Below are 16,401 nucleotides of genomic sequence, written 5' to 3'. Positions count from 1 at the left end.
CAGCGCCGAAACCTCGCGCCGCGCACGAACGTCCCCGCCTAAAACACTGAAAAATCGCAAAAGAATCAGGAGCGGTCGGCGCGTTCGATCACGGCGCAGAGGGTGAGCGGACCCTTGTCGTTCTTCATGGTCGAGCAGGTGACGAGCGCCCCGCCCGCCTCGACGTTGCTGTGGCGCATCCGCCCGGCGGCGTCGCGGGCACGCTTGGCGGCCTCGCGCAGGGTGTCGGCGCCGATGCCGGTGACAGCCTGACCCGCCTTGGCGAACAGCTCGTAATACGCCTCCGGCGGGCTGTCGCTCCGGTGCTGCGCGCCGACCGAGGACGGGTGCACGCCGCCGCAGGACAGGGTCAGGGAAGAATTCTCGCCCGCGTCGAACCGGGCGAAGTCGGCACTGCGCTCGGCCACCGTCGCCCCGGTCGCCGCGGTGACCCGGTCGATCAGGTCGGTGCAGGACGGCTCGGCGCGGGCGGCACTCGCGCAGAGCAGGAGGGCGGGGAGAAGCAGGAGCGGGCGCATGGCCTTCAAGGTAGCGCCTGCCTTGAGCCTTGGGGTGGGCCGGCGCTGAGGCCTAACGCCGCTCTTGGTTTACGGCTGCCAGGGCGCCGCCGGCTCCGCGGTCTCGGCTTCCTCCGCGGCGCCCGCGTCGAGCCGGGCCTGGATCGCGCGCAGCGCCTCCTGCACGCCCTCCCCCGAGGCCGCCGAGAGCACCATGGCGTTGCGGCCCGCCGCGCGCTTCAGCCGGGCGAGTTGCTGCTTGCGGGTCTCGGGGTCCAACGCGTCGGCCTTGGAGAGCGCGACGATCTCGGGCTTGTCCTCCAGGCCGCCGCCATAGGCCTCCAGTTCGCGCCGGACCAGCTTGTACGCCTTGCCGGCGTGTTCGCTGGTGCCCTCGACGAGATGGAGCAGCACCCGGCAGCGCTCGACATGCGCCAGGAAGCGATCACCGAGGCCTACGCCCTCGTGCGCGCCCTCGATCAGGCCGGGGATGTCGGCGAGCACGAACTCGCGCTCGTCCGAGCGCACCACGCCGAGGCCCGGATGCAGCGTGGTGAAGGGATAGTCGGCGATCTTGGGCTTGGCCGCCGTGACGGTGGCCAGGAACGTCGACTTGCCCGCGTTCGGCAGGCCGACGAGGCCGGCGTCGGCAATGAGCTTGAGCCGCAGGATCACCCACATCTCCTGGCCTTCGAGGCCGGGATTGGCGTGGCGCGGGGCGCGGTTGGTCGAGGTGGTGAAGTAGGCGTTGCCGAAGCCGCCGTTGCCGCCCTTGGCGAGCCGCACCCGCTGTCCGACTTCCGTCATGTCGGCGATCAGGGTCTCGCCGTCCTCGGACAGCACTTGCGTGCCCGCCGGCACCTGCAGCACCACGTCCTCGCCCTTGGCGCCGTGGCAGTTCGAGCCCATGCCGTGCTCGCCCTTGCGGGCCTTGAAGTGCTGGCGGTAGCGGTAGTCGATCAGGGTGTTGAGGCCCTGCACGCACTCGATCCAGACATCGCCGCCGCGTCCGCCGTCGCCGCCGTTCGGCCCGCCGAACTCGATGAACTTTTCCCGCCGGAACGAGACGCAGCCCGGGCCGCCGTCGCCCGAGCGCACGTAGACCTTGGCCTCATCCAGGAACTTCACGGTAACACGTCTTTCGGTTGGGTCAGGTCGCCGTGCGGCGGCACTGGCCTTCGAGGTTGAGGTAGCGGGTGCTGCGCAGGCCCGCCTCGAACCAGCCGCCGGAGGCAACTGAGGCCGGGCGGGTCGCGCCCTTCGCATCCCCGTACAGGTTGATCGTGATCGCCCCGTCGGGCGAATTCAGGGTCGGCGGATCGCCGTCCCGGACATGGGTCCAGGCCGGCCGCGGATCGAAGATGCTCTGCTCCCCGTCCGCCTCCTTCTGGAAGATCTGGGCGTACTCGCCGCCGCCGGTCGGCGCGGTGAAGTAGAACCCGACCTTCGGGGTGCGGCTCGCGAAGTTGTAGAACTCGCAGTAGAGCCGCGGCTCCGCGGACGCTGCCGGCCGCGACGCCTCGGGCGCGGGCCTCGGCGGCGGCACGTGTTCGCGGTCGATCGAGGCGAGGAACACCGCGAGCGCCGCCGCCGTGAGCCCGGCACCGATCCCGGCGACGGCCTTCGTCCTCACGATGCCCTCCCGCGCCGGTCGAGCCAGCCCGCCCGGTCGAGGTGGAAGGCATCGGCCGCCACCGTCTCGCCGCGGGCCACCGAGAAGAACGCCCCCCGCCCGGCCGGCACGAAGCCGCAGCGCTCCAGGGTGCGCCGCGAGGCCGGGTTGTCGAGCATCACCGAGGAGGCCAGCGCCCGCCCGTTCGCGTAGGCGAAATAGGCCTCGACCATCGCCTCAGTTGCCTCCGCCATCAGCCCCTCGCCCCAGGCGGGGCGCCCGAGCCAGTAGCCGAGATGTGGCGCCTCCGCCTCGGGCTTCGGCTCGATGCTGATGATCCCGATCGCCTGCGCCGGGCTCGACCGGCGGCAGAGCGCCATGATCAGCCCCTCCCCCGTGCTGTTCCCAGCCCGCGCCCGCAGGACGAAGTCTTGCGCCTCGTGCAGCGGCAGCGGCGAGGGGATCGGCGCCGTCATCCGGGCGACCGCGGGGTCGCCGGCCAGCCGCGAGACGGCCTCGGCGTCGCGGGCGGTGGGCCAGCGCAGCCACAGCCGCCGGGTCTCGATGCGGAAGACGTCGTCTCGGGTCAGGTCGGGGAACATCCGCGTCCGCTCTCGATATTGGCGCCGAGCGCCCGTGCGGGACGACGAAGGGGGAGGATGGCGGCCCATCCTCCCCCGTGTTCCGATCCGTCGGCTTCCTAACGAAGCTTACGAGACCGTCCGCCGGTTCGGTGTGGGACACCGGCGGGACGCTCGCTTCGTCGCGGGGAAGCGTCCGCCGTTACTCTGCGGCCTGGGCCACCGGTACGACCGTCACGAAGGCGCGGCCGCGACGGGTCTCGAACTGCACCTTGCCCTCGACGAGCGCGAACAGGGTGTGGTCCTTGCCCATGCCGACGTTGACGCCGGGGTGCCACTTCGTGCCGCGCTGGCGCACGATGATGTTGCCCGGGATGACGGCTTCCGAGCCGAACTTCTTCACGCCGAGGCGCTGGCCGGCGGAGTCGCGGCCGTTGCGGGACGAGCCGCCTGCTTTTTTATGTGCCATGGGATTGCTCCGGAATTCTTTTGGGTATCGGCGTTCGGACGATCAGTCGATCACTCGGCAGCAGCCGGGGCGGGCTCGGCCTCGGCCTTGCGGGCCTTGCGCGGCTCGGCCTTCGAGGACTTGCCGCCAGCGCTGATCTCGGTGATGCGCACGACCGTGAAGTCCTGGCGGTGACCGCGGCGGCGGCGCGAGTTCTGGCGGCGGCGCTTCTTGAAGGCGATGACCTTGCGGGTGCGGCCGTGCTGGACGATCTCGCCGGTCACGCCGACGCCCGACAGCAGCGGGGTGCCGACCTGGGTGGCCTCGCCGTCGCCGAACAGGAGCACGTCGCCGAAGGTGACGGAGGCGCCGGCCTCGCCCTCGAGGGTCGCGATGGTGATGACGTCGTTGGCGGCAACGCGATACTGCTTGCCGCCGGTCTTGATGACTGCGAACATCGTTGGTCTTTCGTGTTCTCTGCCGACCTCCGGCGCCGGCAAGCGCCTGGGTCGTCTTCTTGTTCAGGTCATCCGCGCGTCATCGGCTGGGCCGTGCGCGCGAACGCGAAACGCGCGGACTTCGTCGAGGAAGCCGCGCGTTGGGAGGGCGGATAGTGGCAAGAGGCCGATCTGTCAATCAGCCGGCGAAGATGCGGGTCTAGGACTCGACCGGCTCCAGGAACCAATCGTATCGCTCCTGGCTCATCGGCAGGCCGAGCATCGCCGACAGCCGCGCCACGGCGGAGCCGCTGAGCGGGAAGGCGCCCGGCGCCTGTTCGGGATCGTCAGGTGCGTCCGCAAGCCGACGCGCTTCCGCGACGAGATCGGCCGGGATGTCGGCCTCCCGCTCCAGCACTTCCGTGTGCTTGTCGTACCCGGCTACCCGATGAACCACGCTCATGGCTCAATAGGCCTCGTGCGGTCGGCCTCCCTGCCCGGTTACTTCTTCGTCAGCCCGCCCAGCACATTCCGCAGGATCGCGTTCCCCACCTCGGTCCCGACCTTGCGCGCCATGGACCGCGCGGCGTTCCCCAAAACCTGCTCGGCGAGGCTCGGCGGCGGGCGGCGGGCGCGGCCCTTGCCCTTCGGGGCTTCCTCGCCGCCGCCGAGCACGGAGCCGAGCCAGCCGCCGAGCATCCCGCTTAAGCCCCCCTCCGTCTGCGCGGCGGCTTCCGCCGGGGCGCTGTCGAGGTCCTTGCGCTTGGCCAGCATCTCGTAGGCGCTCTCGTTGTCGACCGCCTCGTCGTACTTTCCGCGGTAGGGGCTCGCCCCGATGATCGCGGCGCGCTCCTGCGGGGTCAGCGGGCCCACCCGCCCCTGCGGCGGGGCGATCAGCGCCCGCTCGACGATGGAGGGCGTGCCCTTGGCCTCCAGAAAGCTCACCAGCGCCTCGCCGACGGCGAGTTCGGTGATGGCCTTGGCCACGTCGAAGCCGGGGTTCTGGCGAAAGGTCTCGGCGGCGGCGCGCACGGCGCGCTGGTCGCGGGGGGTGAAGGCGCGCAGCGCGTGCTGCACCCGGTTGCCGAGCTGGCCCAGCACGGTCTCCGGCACGTCGAGGGGGTTCTGGGTGACGAAGTAGACGCCGACGCCCTTGGAGCGGATCAGGCGCACCACCTGCTCCACCGCATCGAGCAGGGCTTTGGGCGCATCGTTGAACAGCAGGTGCGCCTCGTCGAAGAAGAACACGAGCTTGGGCTTGTCGAGGTCGCCGACCTCGGGCAGCTGCTCGAACAGCTCGGAGAGCATCCACAGCAGGAACGAGGCGTAGAGGCGCGGCCGCTGCATCAGCTTGTCGGCGGCCAGGATGTTGACGAAGCCCCGGCCCTCCCGGTCGGTGCGCATGAAGTCCGACAGGTTCAGCGCCGGCTCGCCCAAAAACTTGTCGGCGCCCTGGTTCTCCAGCACCAGCAACGCCCGCTGGATCGCCCCGATCGAGGAACTCGCGACGTTGCCGTAGGTCGCCGACAACTCCTTGGCGTTCTCCGACAGGAAGGTGAGGAGCGCGCGCAGATCCTTCAGGTCGATCAGCGGCCACTGGTTCTCATCGGCGACCCGAAAGGCGATGTTGAGCACGCCTTCCTGGGTGTCGTTGAGCTCCAGCAGCCGCGCCAGCAGCAGCGGGCCCATCTCGGTGATGGTGCCGCGGATCGGATGGCCCTGCTCGCCGAACAGGTCCCAGAACACGGTGGGGAAGCGGTCGGGCTCGTAGGGAATCCCGAGTTCCTCGGCCCGCTTGACGAAATGCGGCTTGGCCTCGCCCGCCGCCGCGAGGCCGGACAGGTCGCCCTTGATGTCGGCGGCGAAGACCGGGACGCCCGCATTCGAAAACCCCTCGGCCAGCACCTGCAGGGTCACGGTCTTGCCGGTGCCGGTGGCGCCCGCGACGAGGCCGTGGCGGTTGGCGAGCCGCAGGGTCAGCACCTCGGGCTTCGGGTTCGGGCCCGTGCTCCGGCCGACCAGGATGGTGCCCGCTTCGCTCATCGTGTGCCCTGCCCCGACGTGATGGCCTGCCGCGGCGAAGGTTATGGCGGCGGGCGGTCATGATCCAGGGGGGCCCGCGAACACCAACCCTTGATTTCGCAGGCCCCGCATCGGACAGACGTTCCGCACCGAGGAGGACGAGGTTCATGGAAGAGCTGATTGCCCGCGTCACCAACCGCACGGGACTCGACGCGGCGACCGCCAGCACCGCGATCGGCCATATCCTGGCCTTCCTGCAGAAGGAGGGGCCGGCGACCGAGGTGAGCAAGATGCTCGCAGCCCTGCCCGGCTCCGAGGCCGCCATCGCCCAGGCGAACGCCCAGGACAGCGGCGGCGGGGGCCTGATGGGCATGCTCGGCGGCATGATGGGCGGGGGCGGCGTGATGGCGCTCGGCCAGAAGCTGATCTCGGCCGGCGTGCCGATGAACCAGATGCAGCCGCTCGGCCAGGAGCTGTTCGCCTATGGCCGCGAGACGGTGGGCGAGGACACGATGGGGCCGATCGTCGCCTCGATCCCGGGCCTGAACCAGTTCGTGTGAGGGGCGCTCTAAGTCCCTGATATCGTTAGCCGGTTTCGTTCGCCGGCTACCGCGTCAGGCTTGCGCGGGCTCACCCCGCGGTGCCGCGCAAGCCCCTGTCGATCCAGAAGAATTTCCGTCATAAAAGCGTGCGGCCCCTGTGGTGTTGTCGCCCCGCGTCGACAGGGGGCCGCGCAGGGGCGCGCCTCGACGCGACGGGTCGGACCAACATGCTGCCGAATTTTTCCCCGCGCGAGGCCGGTGCGGCGTGGAAGGCCGGCTGGGAGTCGAAGGTGCAGGCCCCCTTCGCCCGCTTCCGCCAGACGTTCGAGGGCAGCGACATCGCGCTGCCCGGCGGCGCCCCGATCCTCTTGAGCCCGCGTAAGCTGCGTCTCGCCGAGCCGGGGCTCGATCCCTGCCTCGGCCGCATCGGCCAACTGGAGGTGCGGCTCGCCACCACCAAGGCCGAGATCCGCCGGGCGCAGCGGCTGCGCTTCCGCGTGTTCTACGAGGAGATGTCGGCGGTGCCGACGGGCCTCGCCGCGCTCAAGCGCCGCGACGTCGATGCCTACGACGCGGTCTGCGACCATCTCCTCGTCATCGATCATGCCGCGACCGAGGCGCAGCCCTTCCGCAAGGCCCGGCCGAAGGTGGTCGGCACCTACCGCCTGCTGCGCCAGGACCGGGCGGAGGCGCATTTCGGCTTCTACTCCGCGGGCGAGTACGACCTCGGCCCGCTGATCGAGCGCCACCCGGAAAAACGCTTCCTCGAACTCGGCCGCTCCTGCGTGCTCAAGCCCTACCGCACCAAGCGGACGGTGGAGCTGCTGTGGCACGGCATCTGGGCCTACGTGCTGCATCACCGCATCGACGCGATGCTCGGCTGCGCGAGTCTCGAAGGCACCGACCCGGACCGCCTCGCCGTGCCCTTGAGCTTCCTCCACCACCACGCCCGCGCCCCCGAGGCGTGGCGGGCGCGCGCCCTCTCCGAGCGCTACGTCGCCATGGACCGGCTCGCCCGCGAGGCGGTCGATCCCAAGGCGGCGCTGGCGAGCCTGCCGCCGCTGATGAAGGGCTATCTGCGGGTCGGCGCCACCTTCGGCGACGGCGCGGTGATCGACCGCCAGTTCGGCACCACCGACGTCTTCGTGGTGCTCCCGGTCGCGGCCATCGCGGCGCGCTACATCGGCCATTTCGGCGCGGGTGCGGATCGGCACGCGGCCTAATTTCTTTGGGTTGCGGGCGGGGGTCCAACCCGCCCATACCGTCTTTCAATCATTCGATCCGGTTCAGCCGCATATCCCCTCTCCCCGCACGCGGGGAGAGGCCTGTCTGCACCTCGTTGTGCAGACAGGAAGCGGAGGCGAAGCCGGAGCGGCGGTGAGGGGGACTCGACGGAAGAGTCTCCTGCGGACAAGCCCCCTTACCTTCGGCTGCCGCCTCGCTTCATGCCCCGGCAAGGGGGCATGAAGCCCTCTCCCCGCGTGCGGGGAGAGGGGATGCGCGGGCGGCTACGAAGATCAATCTGAAACAGGATCGAAGCGCTCGCGCGCCCGTCCGCTGCGTACCAAAGAAATGCTCGCCCCCACTGTCTCTTCCGACCGCGACCGCCTCGGCGCGATGGCTGCGGCCATCGCCTGCGTCGCGGTGGTCGGGATCGGGCTCGGGCTGTCGATCCCGCTGCTGTCGCTGGAGATGGAGCGGATGGGCGCCTCCAGCGTCGTCATCGGCCTCAACACCGCCGTGGCGGGCTTGGCCGCCATCCTCACCGTGCCGTTCGTGCCGCGGCTCGCCGCGCGGCTCGGCGTGGTGCGGCTGCTGGCCTCGGCGATCGCGCTCGGGGGCCTGTGCCTCGTCGCCTTCAAGCTCCTGCCGCACCTCGCCCTGTGGTTCCCCTTGCGCTTCGTCTTCTCGACGACGCTCGGCGTGCTGTTCGTGCTCTCCGAGTTCTGGATCAACGACGCGGCGCCGCCGCAGCGCCGCGGCCTCGTCATGGGCGTCTACGCCACGGTGCTGGCACTGGGCTTTGCCATCGGCCCGGCGCTGCTGACGGGGCTCGGCACGGAAGGCTTCGCCCCCTACCTCGCGGGCGCCGGGCTGTTCTTCCTCGGGCTGCTGCCGCTCGGGCTTGCCCGCAACCTCTCGCCCGCGCTCGGCCACGGCGAGGGCGGCGGGCTCGCGCGCTACCTGCGCCTCGCCCCCGTGGCGGTGCTCGCCGCCGCGCTCTACGGCGCCGTCGAGGCCGGCGCCTTCGCGATCCTGCCGCTCTACGGCCTGAGGATCGGCCTGGACGCCACCAGCGCGGCGGCGCTGGTCAGCGCGGCGGCCCTCGGCAACGTGGTTTTTCAGATCCCCGTGGGGCTGCTCGCCGACCGGATCGACCGCCGCGCGGTGATGCTGGGGGCGAGCCTCCTCGGGGCGCTCGGCGCCGGGCTGATCCCGTGGGCCGCGGCGTCCTGGGTGGGGCTCGCCGCGCTGGTCTTCGTCTGGGGCGGCATCGCCGGCACGCTCTACACCGTCGGCCTCGCCCATCTCGGCGCCACCCTGCGGGGGCCGGACCTCGCGGGCGCCAACGCCGCCTTCGTGATGCTCTACAATGTCGGGCTGATGCTCGGGCCGCCCCTCGTCGGCGGCGGCATGGACCTCGCGCCCCCGCACGGCTTCGCCTTCGCGCTCGGCCTGATGTTCCTGGCCTTCGTCGGGCCGGTGGCGGCGAGCCTGTGGCGCCGCCCCGCCTGAGACGGAACGCCGCCGCGGGCCGGGCCGTTAACGGTCACAAGCTGCACCGTTCCCCTCACCCGCGGAGCCCGCCATGAGCCTGATCGGCCGCCTCGTCACCAAGATCCTCGGCACCGAGGACCGCCCCGTCGTCCGCGACGACCGCAACGCCGGATCGAGCTCCCCGATCGGCCGGCTGGTGACGAAAATTCTTCGGAAGTAGTTTTTTGCGACGGGCGGGGCGCCCTGCCCCGCCCAGGGCCTGCCGCGATCAGGAGGCGTCCGGCTTAGGCATCGTGGCGGGATCGCGCGCCGCATGTCGGATGCCGATGATGACGACTTCCTTCGCATCGACGCGATAGAAGATCAGATACGGATACGGCGCGACCACGATGCGGCGCAGGGTCTGAATGCTCGTGCGCTGGCCGCTATAGGGGTGGTCGCTCAGAAGGCCGACCGCCTTGCGGAAACGGGAGCGCACGCGCCGCGCTCCTGGCGGAGAGTGCTCCGCGATGTCGGCGAGCACCTGCGCCAACTCGGAGACGGCCTCTTTCGTGTAGCGCAGCCTCACAGGCCGTACTTGGCCCAGACCGCCCGCACCTCCTCGTCGCTGGCGAACTCGCCGCGCTCGGCCTGTTCGAGCGAGGTCGCGAGCGAGGCCTGCTCTTCCGGTGTGAGTTGATACACGTCGCCCTCGTCGTCGTCCGTGAGGCGGAGCAGGACGCGGGCATACTCGTCCTGCGTCTCGGCGGGGAGCGCGCGGACACGCTCAAGGGCGCGGTCGAGAAGTCGTGTCATGCCGGCATGATACACGGGATGCGGCTGCGTTGAAGCGTGCGGCCGTCCTGATGACTTCCTCACGCCGCGGGCCCGTCACCCCGCTCGAATCCTCACGCCCCCGCGCTCAGATTCCCGTCGCGGTCCGCTTCCCCGACCGCGTCAGCCCCTGCCCGATCATGTCCGTTTCGATTGTGTCCGCCGAGCCGCCTCCGGCCCGCGTCGCCCTGAACTACGTCGTCGGCCAGGATTGCCGCGGGCGCTGGGTCGCGCTGGAGAGCCACGGCCTCGGCGGCGGCTACTTTCGGGATCGCGAGGCGGCGATCCGCTACGCCGCCGCCGAGAGCGGGTGCCCGGCCGGCGCCGTGCGGCTCAGCCCGGAGCCGCTGGCGATCATCCTGTAGAGGTCTCAGCGCCTGGCCACTGCCGTCTGCACCACGTCCTTCACCAGGGGCGCCGCCGGTACCTCGCGGTGCCAGAAGTTGCCGGTGCGGCCGGTCTCGTAGCCGGACTGGTAGAGGCTGCGCATGTAGCCGGTGTCGAAGCCGCGCGCCGTGGTGGTCTGCGGCGCGCGCTCGTCGATGTAGGTGAGGTTGAAGCCGATGCCGTTGCGGCGGGCGAAGGCGTCGGTGGCCACCAGCGTGGCCCGCGAGCGCGCCCGGCTCGCGGTGGTGAACGACTTCTCGACGATCGACAGGGTGTTGTTCTTGGTCACGTCGAATTCGGGCTCCAGCCGTCCGTTGATGACGACGTAGATGTCGGCCTTGCCCGCGCTCTTGATGCGCCCGTCGCGCACGAGGAACGACTGCGGCAGGGTGAAGACCGGCGTCACCACCGAGCCGTCGACATGCATCTCTTGGAAGGCGCGGCCCTCGGCCTGCACGTCGAGGAGCTGGGGCGGAAACACCGCCGGGATGCTGGCGGACGCCGTCAGCACGTCGGTGAACAGCCCCACGGCGTTCGGCGCCCCGCTCGCCGCGATGGCGCCCATGTTCCAGATCACGGCGCGCTGGCTGTCGAGGTTCGTCGTCACCACGAGCAGGCGGCGGCCCTTGGCGTGCTCCTCGGCGACCGCCCGCAGCAGGTCGGGGGTGACGTAGCGGGCGATCAGGTCGCGCAGGCGCCCGTCGCCGAAGAGACCCGAGCCGAACAGCACGTTGGCCAGGCTCGCCCCCTGCACCAGCGAGCCCGCGACGCCGCTGGTGTAGATCTCGGTGAGATACGAATCGTAGGCCGGCCCCAGGAAGGCGAAGGGCGCGATCAGCGCGCCGGTCGAGACGCCCGACACGATGGTGAATTCCGGCCGGGTGCCGGATGCCGTCCAGCCGTTGAGCACGCCCGCGCCGTAGGCCCCGTCGCCGCCGCCGCCCGACAAGGCGAGGTAGCTGAAGGCCTGCCGCTTGCGCTCCGGCGCCGCCGTCATCGTGACGAACTCCGCCGCGGTGGCGTCGGCATAGGCGCGCACGCCCACCATCCCCGGCACGGTGGCGGCCTCGGCCTCGGCCTTGGTGTAGGCGGTGCGCGGCAGCGAGGCGCAGGACGCGGCCTGGGCCCCGACGAGGGCGACCGCGAGCAGGCGAGACCAGCGGGAGCGAGGAGACATCGGTTCGGTCCAATGAGCCCGTGCGAACGGCTCAGCTTATACCAGAGAACGAGCTTGGCCGTATCGCGTTCCCGCACGCCGCGCGCGGACGATGCCCGGCATGGTGCGGTGCGGCCACAGCCGCCCGGACCGGGAGCCCGGCGGGTTGCGCGCAAGCGGCCTGTGCACAGGCCGCTTTTCGGTAGTGGGTCAGTTTGAAATTTGTGCCGGTTGACCCGCCCTTGGTCCCGGCGGGTGCTCGTGGCATGCTGGGGTATGAGCGAGCGCATCATACGGCTTTGGTCCGTCGAAACGTTCCCGTGCCCTGAGCAGTGGGGCTATTTCCGCTATCGCCTCAAACCGTCTGACGGCGGGCCAGCGCAAAGCGGGTCGTCAAATTCGTATCCAAACGAAGAAGCTGCGCGACTTCAAGGCAAGGGTGCGGCCGACCTGCTCAATCATCAAGTGGCGCGCGCGATTGAGGGTGGACGGTAAAATGACCACCCCCAAGCGCCCCCGCGATCCCAACCAGCTCGCCAAGTTCATCGTGGACGTGGCGACGGGGGATGAACAATCGACTCGACAACCTGAGAATGCTGTTCCAATTTCTCCCGCAACCGAGTTCGCACGAAGAGGCGGCTTGAAGGGAGGAAGAGCGCGGGCCGAAAGTATGTCGGCCGAAGAGCGCTCGCGTATCGCTCGTCAGGCCGCCACCGCAAGGTGGCGCAAGGATGACGGCTGAAATTGCAATTCTAAACAAAACCGCTGTTTCTCTGGCCGCAGATAGTGCGGTTAGCATCGGCCAGTACCCAAATCTGAAGATTTACAACACAGTTAACAAAATATTCGAGCTTAGTTGCCGATATCCGGTTGGCATTATGATCTACGGTCGCCTGGATTATATGGGGCTGCCCCTAGAAACCGTAATAAAAGAGTATAGAAGACTTCGCAAAGGCAGGTCGTTTGATAGGATATCAGATTACAAAAATGATTTTCTCAATTATCTGAATTCTGAGGTCCCGCGCAGCATTAAGGATGAAGAAGATAACATACATTTATTGATTTACGACCTCTATTCGCGGGCCGCGAAAGATATCGAAGAACTGATTCTCAAAGACATACTAACTAGAGGATCGTTCCATAAAAGCAAAACCAACGGATTTGCACAAACATACATTAAAGGTGAAATTGACCGCCTTAAGAAACTTAGTTTCATTGGTACGCGTAAGAGCACGCGCTTGCCTTCATCTTACATTGCCATCATTGATGGTCTTGCTGATGCATTAATGGCGAAAATTGCTCCTAATGAAGAAACGAAACGGTTGCTTAGATCTTATGCTGGATTGTTTTTGAATAAGAATGAATTCTCTTCTTACCGAACCGGTATCGTCTTTGCTGGATTTGGAGACAGAGACATTTGCCCTTCACTGGAAGCTGTGCAGATTGATGGCATAGTCAACGGGGCCTTGAAAAACAGCACTACCAACAGTGTTGATATTGGACGGCAGCCGCCACAAGCAGACATACTTGGCTTTGCACAAGATGATATGATGAAAAGCTTCCTAGATGGTGTTGATCCTCGTTTCAGAAATTACATCAACGGCTTAGTGAGTGATATAATCACTGACACATGCCGGGAAATATTGAATGCAACGATTACTGATCCAGTTAAAGCGTCATCTGCGATGTCAAGATTGGATAGTGTTATTCAAAGTATGACTAAAAGTTATACGACGAAAATTGATAAATTCATCGATAAGAATTCATCGTTGCCTATCAAAGAGATGATCCGTTCAATGCCTCGGCAAGAAATGGCAACCTTGGCAGAATCGCTGATAGAAATCACATCGCTCAAAAGAAAAGTGACCCGTCAACAGGAAACTGTTGGCGGGGAAGTCGATGTTGCTATAATATCCAAATCTGAGGGATTCGTCTGGGTCAAGCGTAAGCATTATTTCCCGTCTGAGCTAAACCAAAGATTCTTCACAAGACGCGAAGAGGCGGAGCAGGAGGGACGTCATGCGACAGCACGAAAGTGAGGCGCCGTCGGTGTCAGTCGATGAGCGAAATCAGCGAGTTATGCCATCTACCTTCGTGATGGCCCCTTCTCTTCCGCCTGAAGAGGCGGCGCGGCGAGACTCCCAAGAGGTCGTTGCGTCCCACCGGGATGAACTTCGGAAGGCGCTAGCCAAAGTGACTCTTGATGCTTGACTGACAAGCATAAGGGTCATATTGAAGGAGAGCCATGAACAAGCTCTCCGCAGACGACCGCGCGCGCATCCTCCAGCTTCTCTGTGAGGGCATGTCGATCCGCGCGGTCACGCGGGTGACGGGCGTGAGCAAGAACACCGTCGCCAAGCTGCTCGCCGATGCGGGCGAGGCGTGCGCGATCTATCAGAACCAAGCCTTCCGCGAGTTGCCCTGCACCCGCATCCAGGTCGATGAGATTTGGAGCTTCGTCTACGCGAAGGAGAAGAACGTCATCACGGCCAAGGCCGCACCGGAAGGCGCGGGGGATGTGTGGACGTGGACGGCCCTGTGCGCCGATACGAAGCTGTTGTTCTCGTGGCTGGTCGGTGGTCGCGATGCTGAGTACGCCGCCGCGTTCATGCTCGACATCCGCGACCGGCTCCTAGAGCGCCCGCAGATCACCTCAGACGGCCATTACGCCTACCTGTCCGCCGTCGATAACGCGTTCGGCAAGCAGGTCGATTACGCGCAGATCATCAAGACGTATGGCGAGGCGGCTGACAGCCCCCGTCGCTATAGCCCGCCGGTCTGCACGGGCGTGAAGAAGCGCACCGTCACCGGCAACCCGGACATCGATCACGTCTCCACGTCGTTCGTAGAGCGTCAAAACCTCACGATGCGGATGCATATGCGCCGCTTCACCCGACTGACGAACGGCTTTTCAAAGAAGGTCGAGAACCACGCTCACGCCATCGCGCTCCACGCGATGTACTACAACTTCGTCAAGGAGCAGCGGGGCATCCGCATGACCCCGGCCATGAAGGCGGGCGTGACGGACACGCTCTGGACAATTGATCACATTGTCCGAGTCGTAGAGCTGTTCGACGCCAAACCGGGGAAGCGCGGTCCTTATAAAAAGCAATCGCGCGAAGAAGCTTAGGCCGCCTCTAAAGACGCGGCTTGGATGAGGCGTCCTTTAATCATGTCATTGATCTGCGATGTGGAGTTGATTATTTTTACTTTGCGCTTGATATCGTCAAGGGTGTAATGCGCTAACAGGTCCACAAAGCAAACATTTACAAACGACGAAGTTGCCGTGTTAATGCCTGCGAAGCTAACAGAAGCCGTTGATCCAGAACGCATCGCAGACGCGATCATATCGCGTATGATTGCACCCTGCGCTCCCGTGTCCGCAGCTGGGACAGAGTCGAGAACACGAATTACCATTCCAAATCCCTCCTCTCGTCCGGCAGCTGAACAATGGTGTCAGTGCGAAGGTTAATATCTATGGTTGTGCCAGGGCAGAACCCATCAACCGACGCACCAGCATGTACGATCCCAGATGAATGGGACGTGAACGTCACGAAGCTGGTGAGGGAGTAGATGGTCACGCTGCCTTCGTTGGTCCCTACGGCGGTCTGAAGCAAAAAGTCCAGCCCCGCACCGCGGTTCCCAGGCACGCTTTGAGAGGTAAATCCACGCTGCACCGCTCGGACAATGGCCTCCTCGTCGGTTATGCCGGGTGCCACTTTGCGCACCGTAGTCGGTATACCGTTGCCAAAATCTGCAATTGATATATTGACGGTTTTCTGCTGCGGAAAGTGCTGTACAAACACACTTCCAATATCAATCGAACTGTGATCTTTGATGTTATTGAATATCTCTGAAGCTGCAACTTGAAATGCAGCTAAGGATGGCTCGTTCATGTTTAGTCTTGCCGTTAGCCACGGCATCAATGTCATGCGCAGCCAAGCATGGCTATATTCATTGGCAATCTCAACAAGAGGCTGTGTCGTCGGCCTCGGACAAGCGTCTGGGTTAATCTTTTCACCAAGAAAACGCTCAAAGAATAATGAGTCGTCCAAAAATCTGATAGCCTGAACGTTGCGCCTATGGTTCACGAAGCAGGTGTCTATTTGTCTGCTATTAGCCCATCTAATAAAATTGCCAAGAAAAGTTACACCTGCCGGACGAACAAACGAAAGAACTGCAAAATCAAATATTAGAGTCGTCGGCAAGCGGTCGCCGCACCCATCAAGGAAAAGCTTCGTAAGCCCAAATAGGCCAGGACCGTCTAAGCGCGCCGGCAGTAACAGGGTGAGGCTGGACATGATACGCGTGCTGGAGGATGAAAACCTTCTTAGCGGATCGCACGCGTATCCGTCACCCCTTCAACCGAGGGGAGCGGCGCTCGGGCTCCCTAACCCGTCCGTCTACAGAAAAAGGCAACCCGCCCCGCCCCATCCGAAATTTCAAACTGACCCACTACCCGCTTTTCTCAATTCCCCTCATATGTTCGCCGTGCCTGAAGGCCCTAAGATCATCCTGAGAGCGTGACGCGGCGGGTCGCGCCGGTTCCGCGCCGAGTTCGAGCGCCCGGAACGTCTTTCGGGGGGAGGGCTCGAATGCTCAGCGGCTCGGCGATCCTGCGCGTCCTGCTCGTGCTGGTGGCGGCGGCGGGCATCGCCGGCATCGTCCAGTTCGTCTGGATGCGCGGCACCCCCACGCCCACGACGACCGAGCCCGCGACGCAGCCCGCGGCCCGGCCGGAGCCGAGCCGGCCCGCCCCGCCGCCGGAACCCGTTCCCCCTGAGCCCGCCCCGCCCCCGGTGGCCGCCGCGCCCCCCGCCGCGCCGTTGTCCCTGCCCCGGCGCGAGCCGACCCCGCTGCCCGCGCCGGCCCCCGCTCCGCCTCCGGTCGCGCCCGATCCGACCGAGGCGGCGGCGGAGAACGCGCCCCCGGCCGCGGTCGCGCTGGTCGATCTCAACACCGCCTCGCTGACTGAGCTGAACAACCTGAAGGGCGGCGGCGCGATCGGCCGGACGATCATCGCGCACCGGCCCTACACGTCGATCGACCAGCTCCTGTCGAAGCGCGTGCTCAACCGCGCCACCTACCAGCGGATCAAGGATCAGGTGACGGTCAGGTAGTTGCCTTGGCCTCAAGCGCCGGCGTCCGCGTCCGCGGCCTTAGGCTGTTCGCTCCGCTAGACGCCTCG

21 protein-coding genes and 1 pseudogene are annotated in these 16,401 nt (G+C 66.1%); 9 read left to right on the top strand and 13 right to left on the bottom strand.

The genetic code is table 11. The features are described from left to right. Window positions 1-65: 65 nt before the first annotated feature. The 8 genes and pseudogenes from AAHG03_RS02225 to AAHG03_RS02190 form a co-directional block, all read right to left on the bottom strand. Entirely contained in the window at window positions 66-518 is a 453-nt protein-coding gene (locus AAHG03_RS02225; RefSeq protein WP_342148424.1) for a hypothetical protein, read from the bottom strand. 69 nt (window positions 519-587) lie between these two features. After that, a complete protein-coding gene (gene obgE, locus AAHG03_RS02220) occupies window positions 588-1,625 on the bottom strand; it encodes a GTPase ObgE (RefSeq protein ID WP_342148423.1) in 1,038 nt (345 codons plus the stop codon). Window positions 1,626-1,647: 22 nt separating this feature from the next. Continuing rightward, the gene (locus tag AAHG03_RS02215; protein ID WP_342148421.1) at window positions 1,648-2,130 is read right to left on the bottom strand and encodes a hypothetical protein; all 483 of its coding nucleotides are present in this window, start codon (window positions 2,128-2,130) and stop codon (window positions 1,648-1,650) included. Continuing rightward, window positions 2,127-2,711 carry a GNAT family N-acetyltransferase gene (locus AAHG03_RS02210; protein ID WP_342148420.1) on the bottom strand — a complete coding sequence of 195 codons (585 nt, stop codon included), beginning with the start codon at window positions 2,709-2,711 and terminating at the stop codon, window positions 2,127-2,129. Before AAHG03_RS02210 ends, AAHG03_RS02215 begins: the two co-directional genes overlap by 4 nt. A 181-nt stretch (window positions 2,712-2,892) precedes the next feature. Beyond that, window positions 2,893-3,159 carry a 50S ribosomal protein L27 gene (gene rpmA / locus AAHG03_RS02205; protein ID WP_091949132.1) on the bottom strand — a complete coding sequence of 89 codons (267 nt, stop codon included), beginning with the start codon at window positions 3,157-3,159 and terminating at the stop codon, window positions 2,893-2,895. A gap of 128 nt (window positions 3,160-3,287) precedes the next feature. Next, window positions 3,288-3,596: pseudogene (gene rplU, locus AAHG03_RS02200) on the bottom strand (50S ribosomal protein L21); the annotation flags it as partial. Between the two features lie 199 nt (window positions 3,597-3,795). Next, the gene (locus tag AAHG03_RS02195; RefSeq protein WP_342148419.1) at window positions 3,796-4,038 is read right to left on the bottom strand and encodes a DUF7683 domain-containing protein; all 243 of its coding nucleotides are present in this window, start codon (window positions 4,036-4,038) and stop codon (window positions 3,796-3,798) included. Between the two features lie 38 nt (window positions 4,039-4,076). After that, a complete protein-coding gene (locus AAHG03_RS02190) occupies window positions 4,077-5,618 on the bottom strand; it encodes a helicase HerA-like domain-containing protein (RefSeq protein WP_342148417.1) in 1,542 nt (513 codons plus the stop codon). A 146-nt stretch (window positions 5,619-5,764) separates the two neighbouring features. On the opposite strand from AAHG03_RS02190, the gene AAHG03_RS02185 reads away from it, so the two are divergent. The 4 genes from AAHG03_RS02185 to AAHG03_RS02170 all read left to right on the top strand — a co-directional run bounded on the left by AAHG03_RS02185 (window position 5,765) and on the right by AAHG03_RS02170 (window position 9,077). Next, complete coding sequence (locus tag AAHG03_RS02185) at window positions 5,765-6,157, top strand: DUF2267 domain-containing protein (RefSeq protein ID WP_342148415.1); 393 nt, start codon at window positions 5,765-5,767, stop codon at window positions 6,155-6,157. Between the two features lie 209 nt (window positions 6,158-6,366). Beyond that, a complete protein-coding gene (gene olsB, locus AAHG03_RS02180) occupies window positions 6,367-7,362 on the top strand; it encodes a l-ornithine N(alpha)-acyltransferase (protein ID WP_342148413.1) in 996 nt (331 codons plus the stop codon). 349 nt (window positions 7,363-7,711) lie between these two features. Further along, the gene (locus tag AAHG03_RS02175; RefSeq protein WP_342148411.1) at window positions 7,712-8,875 is read left to right on the top strand and encodes an MFS transporter; all 1,164 of its coding nucleotides are present in this window, start codon (window positions 7,712-7,714) and stop codon (window positions 8,873-8,875) included. 73 nt (window positions 8,876-8,948) lie between these two features. Next, window positions 8,949-9,077 (top strand): hypothetical protein, encoded by a 129-nt coding sequence (locus AAHG03_RS02170; protein WP_056239602.1) that lies wholly within the window; start codon window positions 8,949-8,951, stop codon window positions 9,075-9,077. Between the two features lie 48 nt (window positions 9,078-9,125). Here the strand turns inward: AAHG03_RS02170 and AAHG03_RS02165 are convergent, their stop codons facing one another. Together AAHG03_RS02165 and AAHG03_RS02160 are read right to left on the bottom strand one after the other, a co-directional pair. Beyond that, window positions 9,126-9,425 carry a type II toxin-antitoxin system RelE/ParE family toxin gene (locus AAHG03_RS02165; RefSeq protein WP_342148408.1) on the bottom strand — a complete coding sequence of 100 codons (300 nt, stop codon included), beginning with the start codon at window positions 9,423-9,425 and terminating at the stop codon, window positions 9,126-9,128. Beyond that, complete coding sequence (locus tag AAHG03_RS02160) at window positions 9,422-9,652, bottom strand: hypothetical protein (protein ID WP_342148407.1); 231 nt, start codon at window positions 9,650-9,652, stop codon at window positions 9,422-9,424. Before AAHG03_RS02160 ends, AAHG03_RS02165 begins: the two co-directional genes overlap by 4 nt. A gap of 158 nt (window positions 9,653-9,810) precedes the next feature. On the opposite strand from AAHG03_RS02160, the gene AAHG03_RS02155 reads away from it, so the two are divergent. Beyond that, window positions 9,811-10,035, top strand: coding sequence for a hypothetical protein (locus AAHG03_RS02155; protein WP_342148406.1), 225 nt, complete (start codon window positions 9,811-9,813; stop codon window positions 10,033-10,035). A 5-nt stretch (window positions 10,036-10,040) separates the two neighbouring features. On the opposite strand, the gene AAHG03_RS02150 is transcribed toward AAHG03_RS02155, so the two are convergent. Next, window positions 10,041-11,234: a patatin-like phospholipase family protein gene (locus tag AAHG03_RS02150; protein WP_342148404.1), complete on the bottom strand. Its 1,194-nt coding sequence runs from the start codon at window positions 11,232-11,234 to the stop codon at window positions 10,041-10,043. A 475-nt stretch (window positions 11,235-11,709) separates the two neighbouring features. On the opposite strand from AAHG03_RS02150, the gene AAHG03_RS02145 reads away from it, so the two are divergent. From AAHG03_RS02145 to AAHG03_RS02135, 3 genes are all read left to right on the top strand, one after another. Further along, window positions 11,710-11,955, top strand: coding sequence for a histone H1 (locus AAHG03_RS02145; protein WP_342148403.1), 246 nt, complete (start codon window positions 11,710-11,712; stop codon window positions 11,953-11,955). Beyond that, the gene (locus AAHG03_RS02140; protein WP_342148401.1) at window positions 11,945-13,252 is read left to right on the top strand and encodes a hypothetical protein; all 1,308 of its coding nucleotides are present in this window, start codon (window positions 11,945-11,947) and stop codon (window positions 13,250-13,252) included. The genes AAHG03_RS02145 and AAHG03_RS02140 overlap by 11 nt, the downstream gene beginning before the upstream one ends. 206 nt (window positions 13,253-13,458) lie before the next feature. Beyond that, window positions 13,459-14,343, top strand: coding sequence for a helix-turn-helix domain-containing protein (locus tag AAHG03_RS02135; protein WP_342148398.1), 885 nt, complete (start codon window positions 13,459-13,461; stop codon window positions 14,341-14,343). On the opposite strand, the gene AAHG03_RS27080 is transcribed toward AAHG03_RS02135, so the two are convergent. Then, complete coding sequence (locus tag AAHG03_RS27080) at window positions 14,340-14,630, bottom strand: STAS-like domain-containing protein (protein WP_412759703.1); 291 nt, start codon at window positions 14,628-14,630, stop codon at window positions 14,340-14,342. The genes AAHG03_RS02135 and AAHG03_RS27080 overlap by 4 nt on opposite strands. Further along, window positions 14,624-15,514 (bottom strand): hypothetical protein, encoded by an 891-nt coding sequence (locus AAHG03_RS02130; protein ID WP_342148397.1) that lies wholly within the window; start codon window positions 15,512-15,514, stop codon window positions 14,624-14,626. Before AAHG03_RS02130 ends, AAHG03_RS27080 begins: the two co-directional genes overlap by 7 nt. A gap of 294 nt (window positions 15,515-15,808) precedes the next feature. On the opposite strand from AAHG03_RS02130, the gene AAHG03_RS02125 reads away from it, so the two are divergent. Continuing rightward, complete coding sequence (locus tag AAHG03_RS02125; RefSeq protein WP_342148396.1) at window positions 15,809-16,333, top strand: ComEA family DNA-binding protein; 525 nt, start codon at window positions 15,809-15,811, stop codon at window positions 16,331-16,333. The last annotated feature ends 68 nt before the right edge of the window (window positions 16,334-16,401 follow it).

Origin of the sequence: Methylorubrum subtropicum (assembly GCF_038442325.1) — a bacterium.
GTDB lineage: Bacteria > Pseudomonadota > Alphaproteobacteria > Rhizobiales > Beijerinckiaceae > Methylobacterium > Methylobacterium subtropicum.
The sequence above is the reverse complement of the archived record's forward strand: the minus strand, read 5'-3'. Positions and strand labels throughout refer to the sequence as shown.

Excerpts from the sequence above, each read along its gene's own strand:
- AAHG03_RS02135 (WP_342148398.1), top strand. The coding sequence starts at position 13,459 with ATGAACAAGCTCTCCGCAGACGACCGCGCGCGCATCCTCCAGCTTCTC.
- AAHG03_RS02130 (WP_342148397.1), bottom strand. The coding sequence starts at position 15,514 with ATGTCCAGCCTCACCCTGTTACTGCCGGCGCGCTTAGACGGTCCTGGC.
- AAHG03_RS02150 (WP_342148404.1), bottom strand. The coding sequence starts at position 11,234 with ATGTCTCCTCGCTCCCGCTGGTCTCGCCTGCTCGCGGTCGCCCTCGTC.
- AAHG03_RS02210 (WP_342148420.1), bottom strand. The coding sequence starts at position 2,711 with ATGTTCCCCGACCTGACCCGAGACGACGTCTTCCGCATCGAGACCCGG.
- AAHG03_RS02195 (WP_342148419.1), bottom strand. The coding sequence starts at position 4,038 with ATGAGCGTGGTTCATCGGGTAGCCGGGTACGACAAGCACACGGAAGTG.
- AAHG03_RS02190 (WP_342148417.1), bottom strand. The coding sequence starts at position 5,618 with ATGAGCGAAGCGGGCACCATCCTGGTCGGCCGGAGCACGGGCCCGAAC.
- AAHG03_RS02140 (WP_342148401.1), top strand. The coding sequence starts at position 11,945 with ATGACGGCTGAAATTGCAATTCTAAACAAAACCGCTGTTTCTCTGGCC.
- AAHG03_RS27080 (WP_412759703.1), bottom strand. The coding sequence starts at position 14,630 with ATGGTAATTCGTGTTCTCGACTCTGTCCCAGCTGCGGACACGGGAGCG.
- AAHG03_RS02185 (WP_342148415.1), top strand. The coding sequence starts at position 5,765 with ATGGAAGAGCTGATTGCCCGCGTCACCAACCGCACGGGACTCGACGCG.
- rpmA (WP_091949132.1), bottom strand. The coding sequence starts at position 3,159 with ATGGCACATAAAAAAGCAGGCGGCTCGTCCCGCAACGGCCGCGACTCC.
- AAHG03_RS02155 (WP_342148406.1), top strand. The coding sequence starts at position 9,811 with ATGTCCGTTTCGATTGTGTCCGCCGAGCCGCCTCCGGCCCGCGTCGCC.
- olsB (WP_342148413.1), top strand. The coding sequence starts at position 6,367 with ATGCTGCCGAATTTTTCCCCGCGCGAGGCCGGTGCGGCGTGGAAGGCC.
- AAHG03_RS02160 (WP_342148407.1), bottom strand. The coding sequence starts at position 9,652 with ATGACACGACTTCTCGACCGCGCCCTTGAGCGTGTCCGCGCGCTCCCC.
- AAHG03_RS02175 (WP_342148411.1), top strand. The coding sequence starts at position 7,712 with ATGCTCGCCCCCACTGTCTCTTCCGACCGCGACCGCCTCGGCGCGATG.
- AAHG03_RS02125 (WP_342148396.1), top strand. The coding sequence starts at position 15,809 with ATGCTCAGCGGCTCGGCGATCCTGCGCGTCCTGCTCGTGCTGGTGGCG.
- AAHG03_RS02145 (WP_342148403.1), top strand. The coding sequence starts at position 11,710 with ATGACCACCCCCAAGCGCCCCCGCGATCCCAACCAGCTCGCCAAGTTC.
- AAHG03_RS02170 (WP_056239602.1), top strand. The coding sequence starts at position 8,949 with ATGAGCCTGATCGGCCGCCTCGTCACCAAGATCCTCGGCACCGAGGAC.
- AAHG03_RS02225 (WP_342148424.1), bottom strand. The coding sequence starts at position 518 with ATGCGCCCGCTCCTGCTTCTCCCCGCCCTCCTGCTCTGCGCGAGTGCC.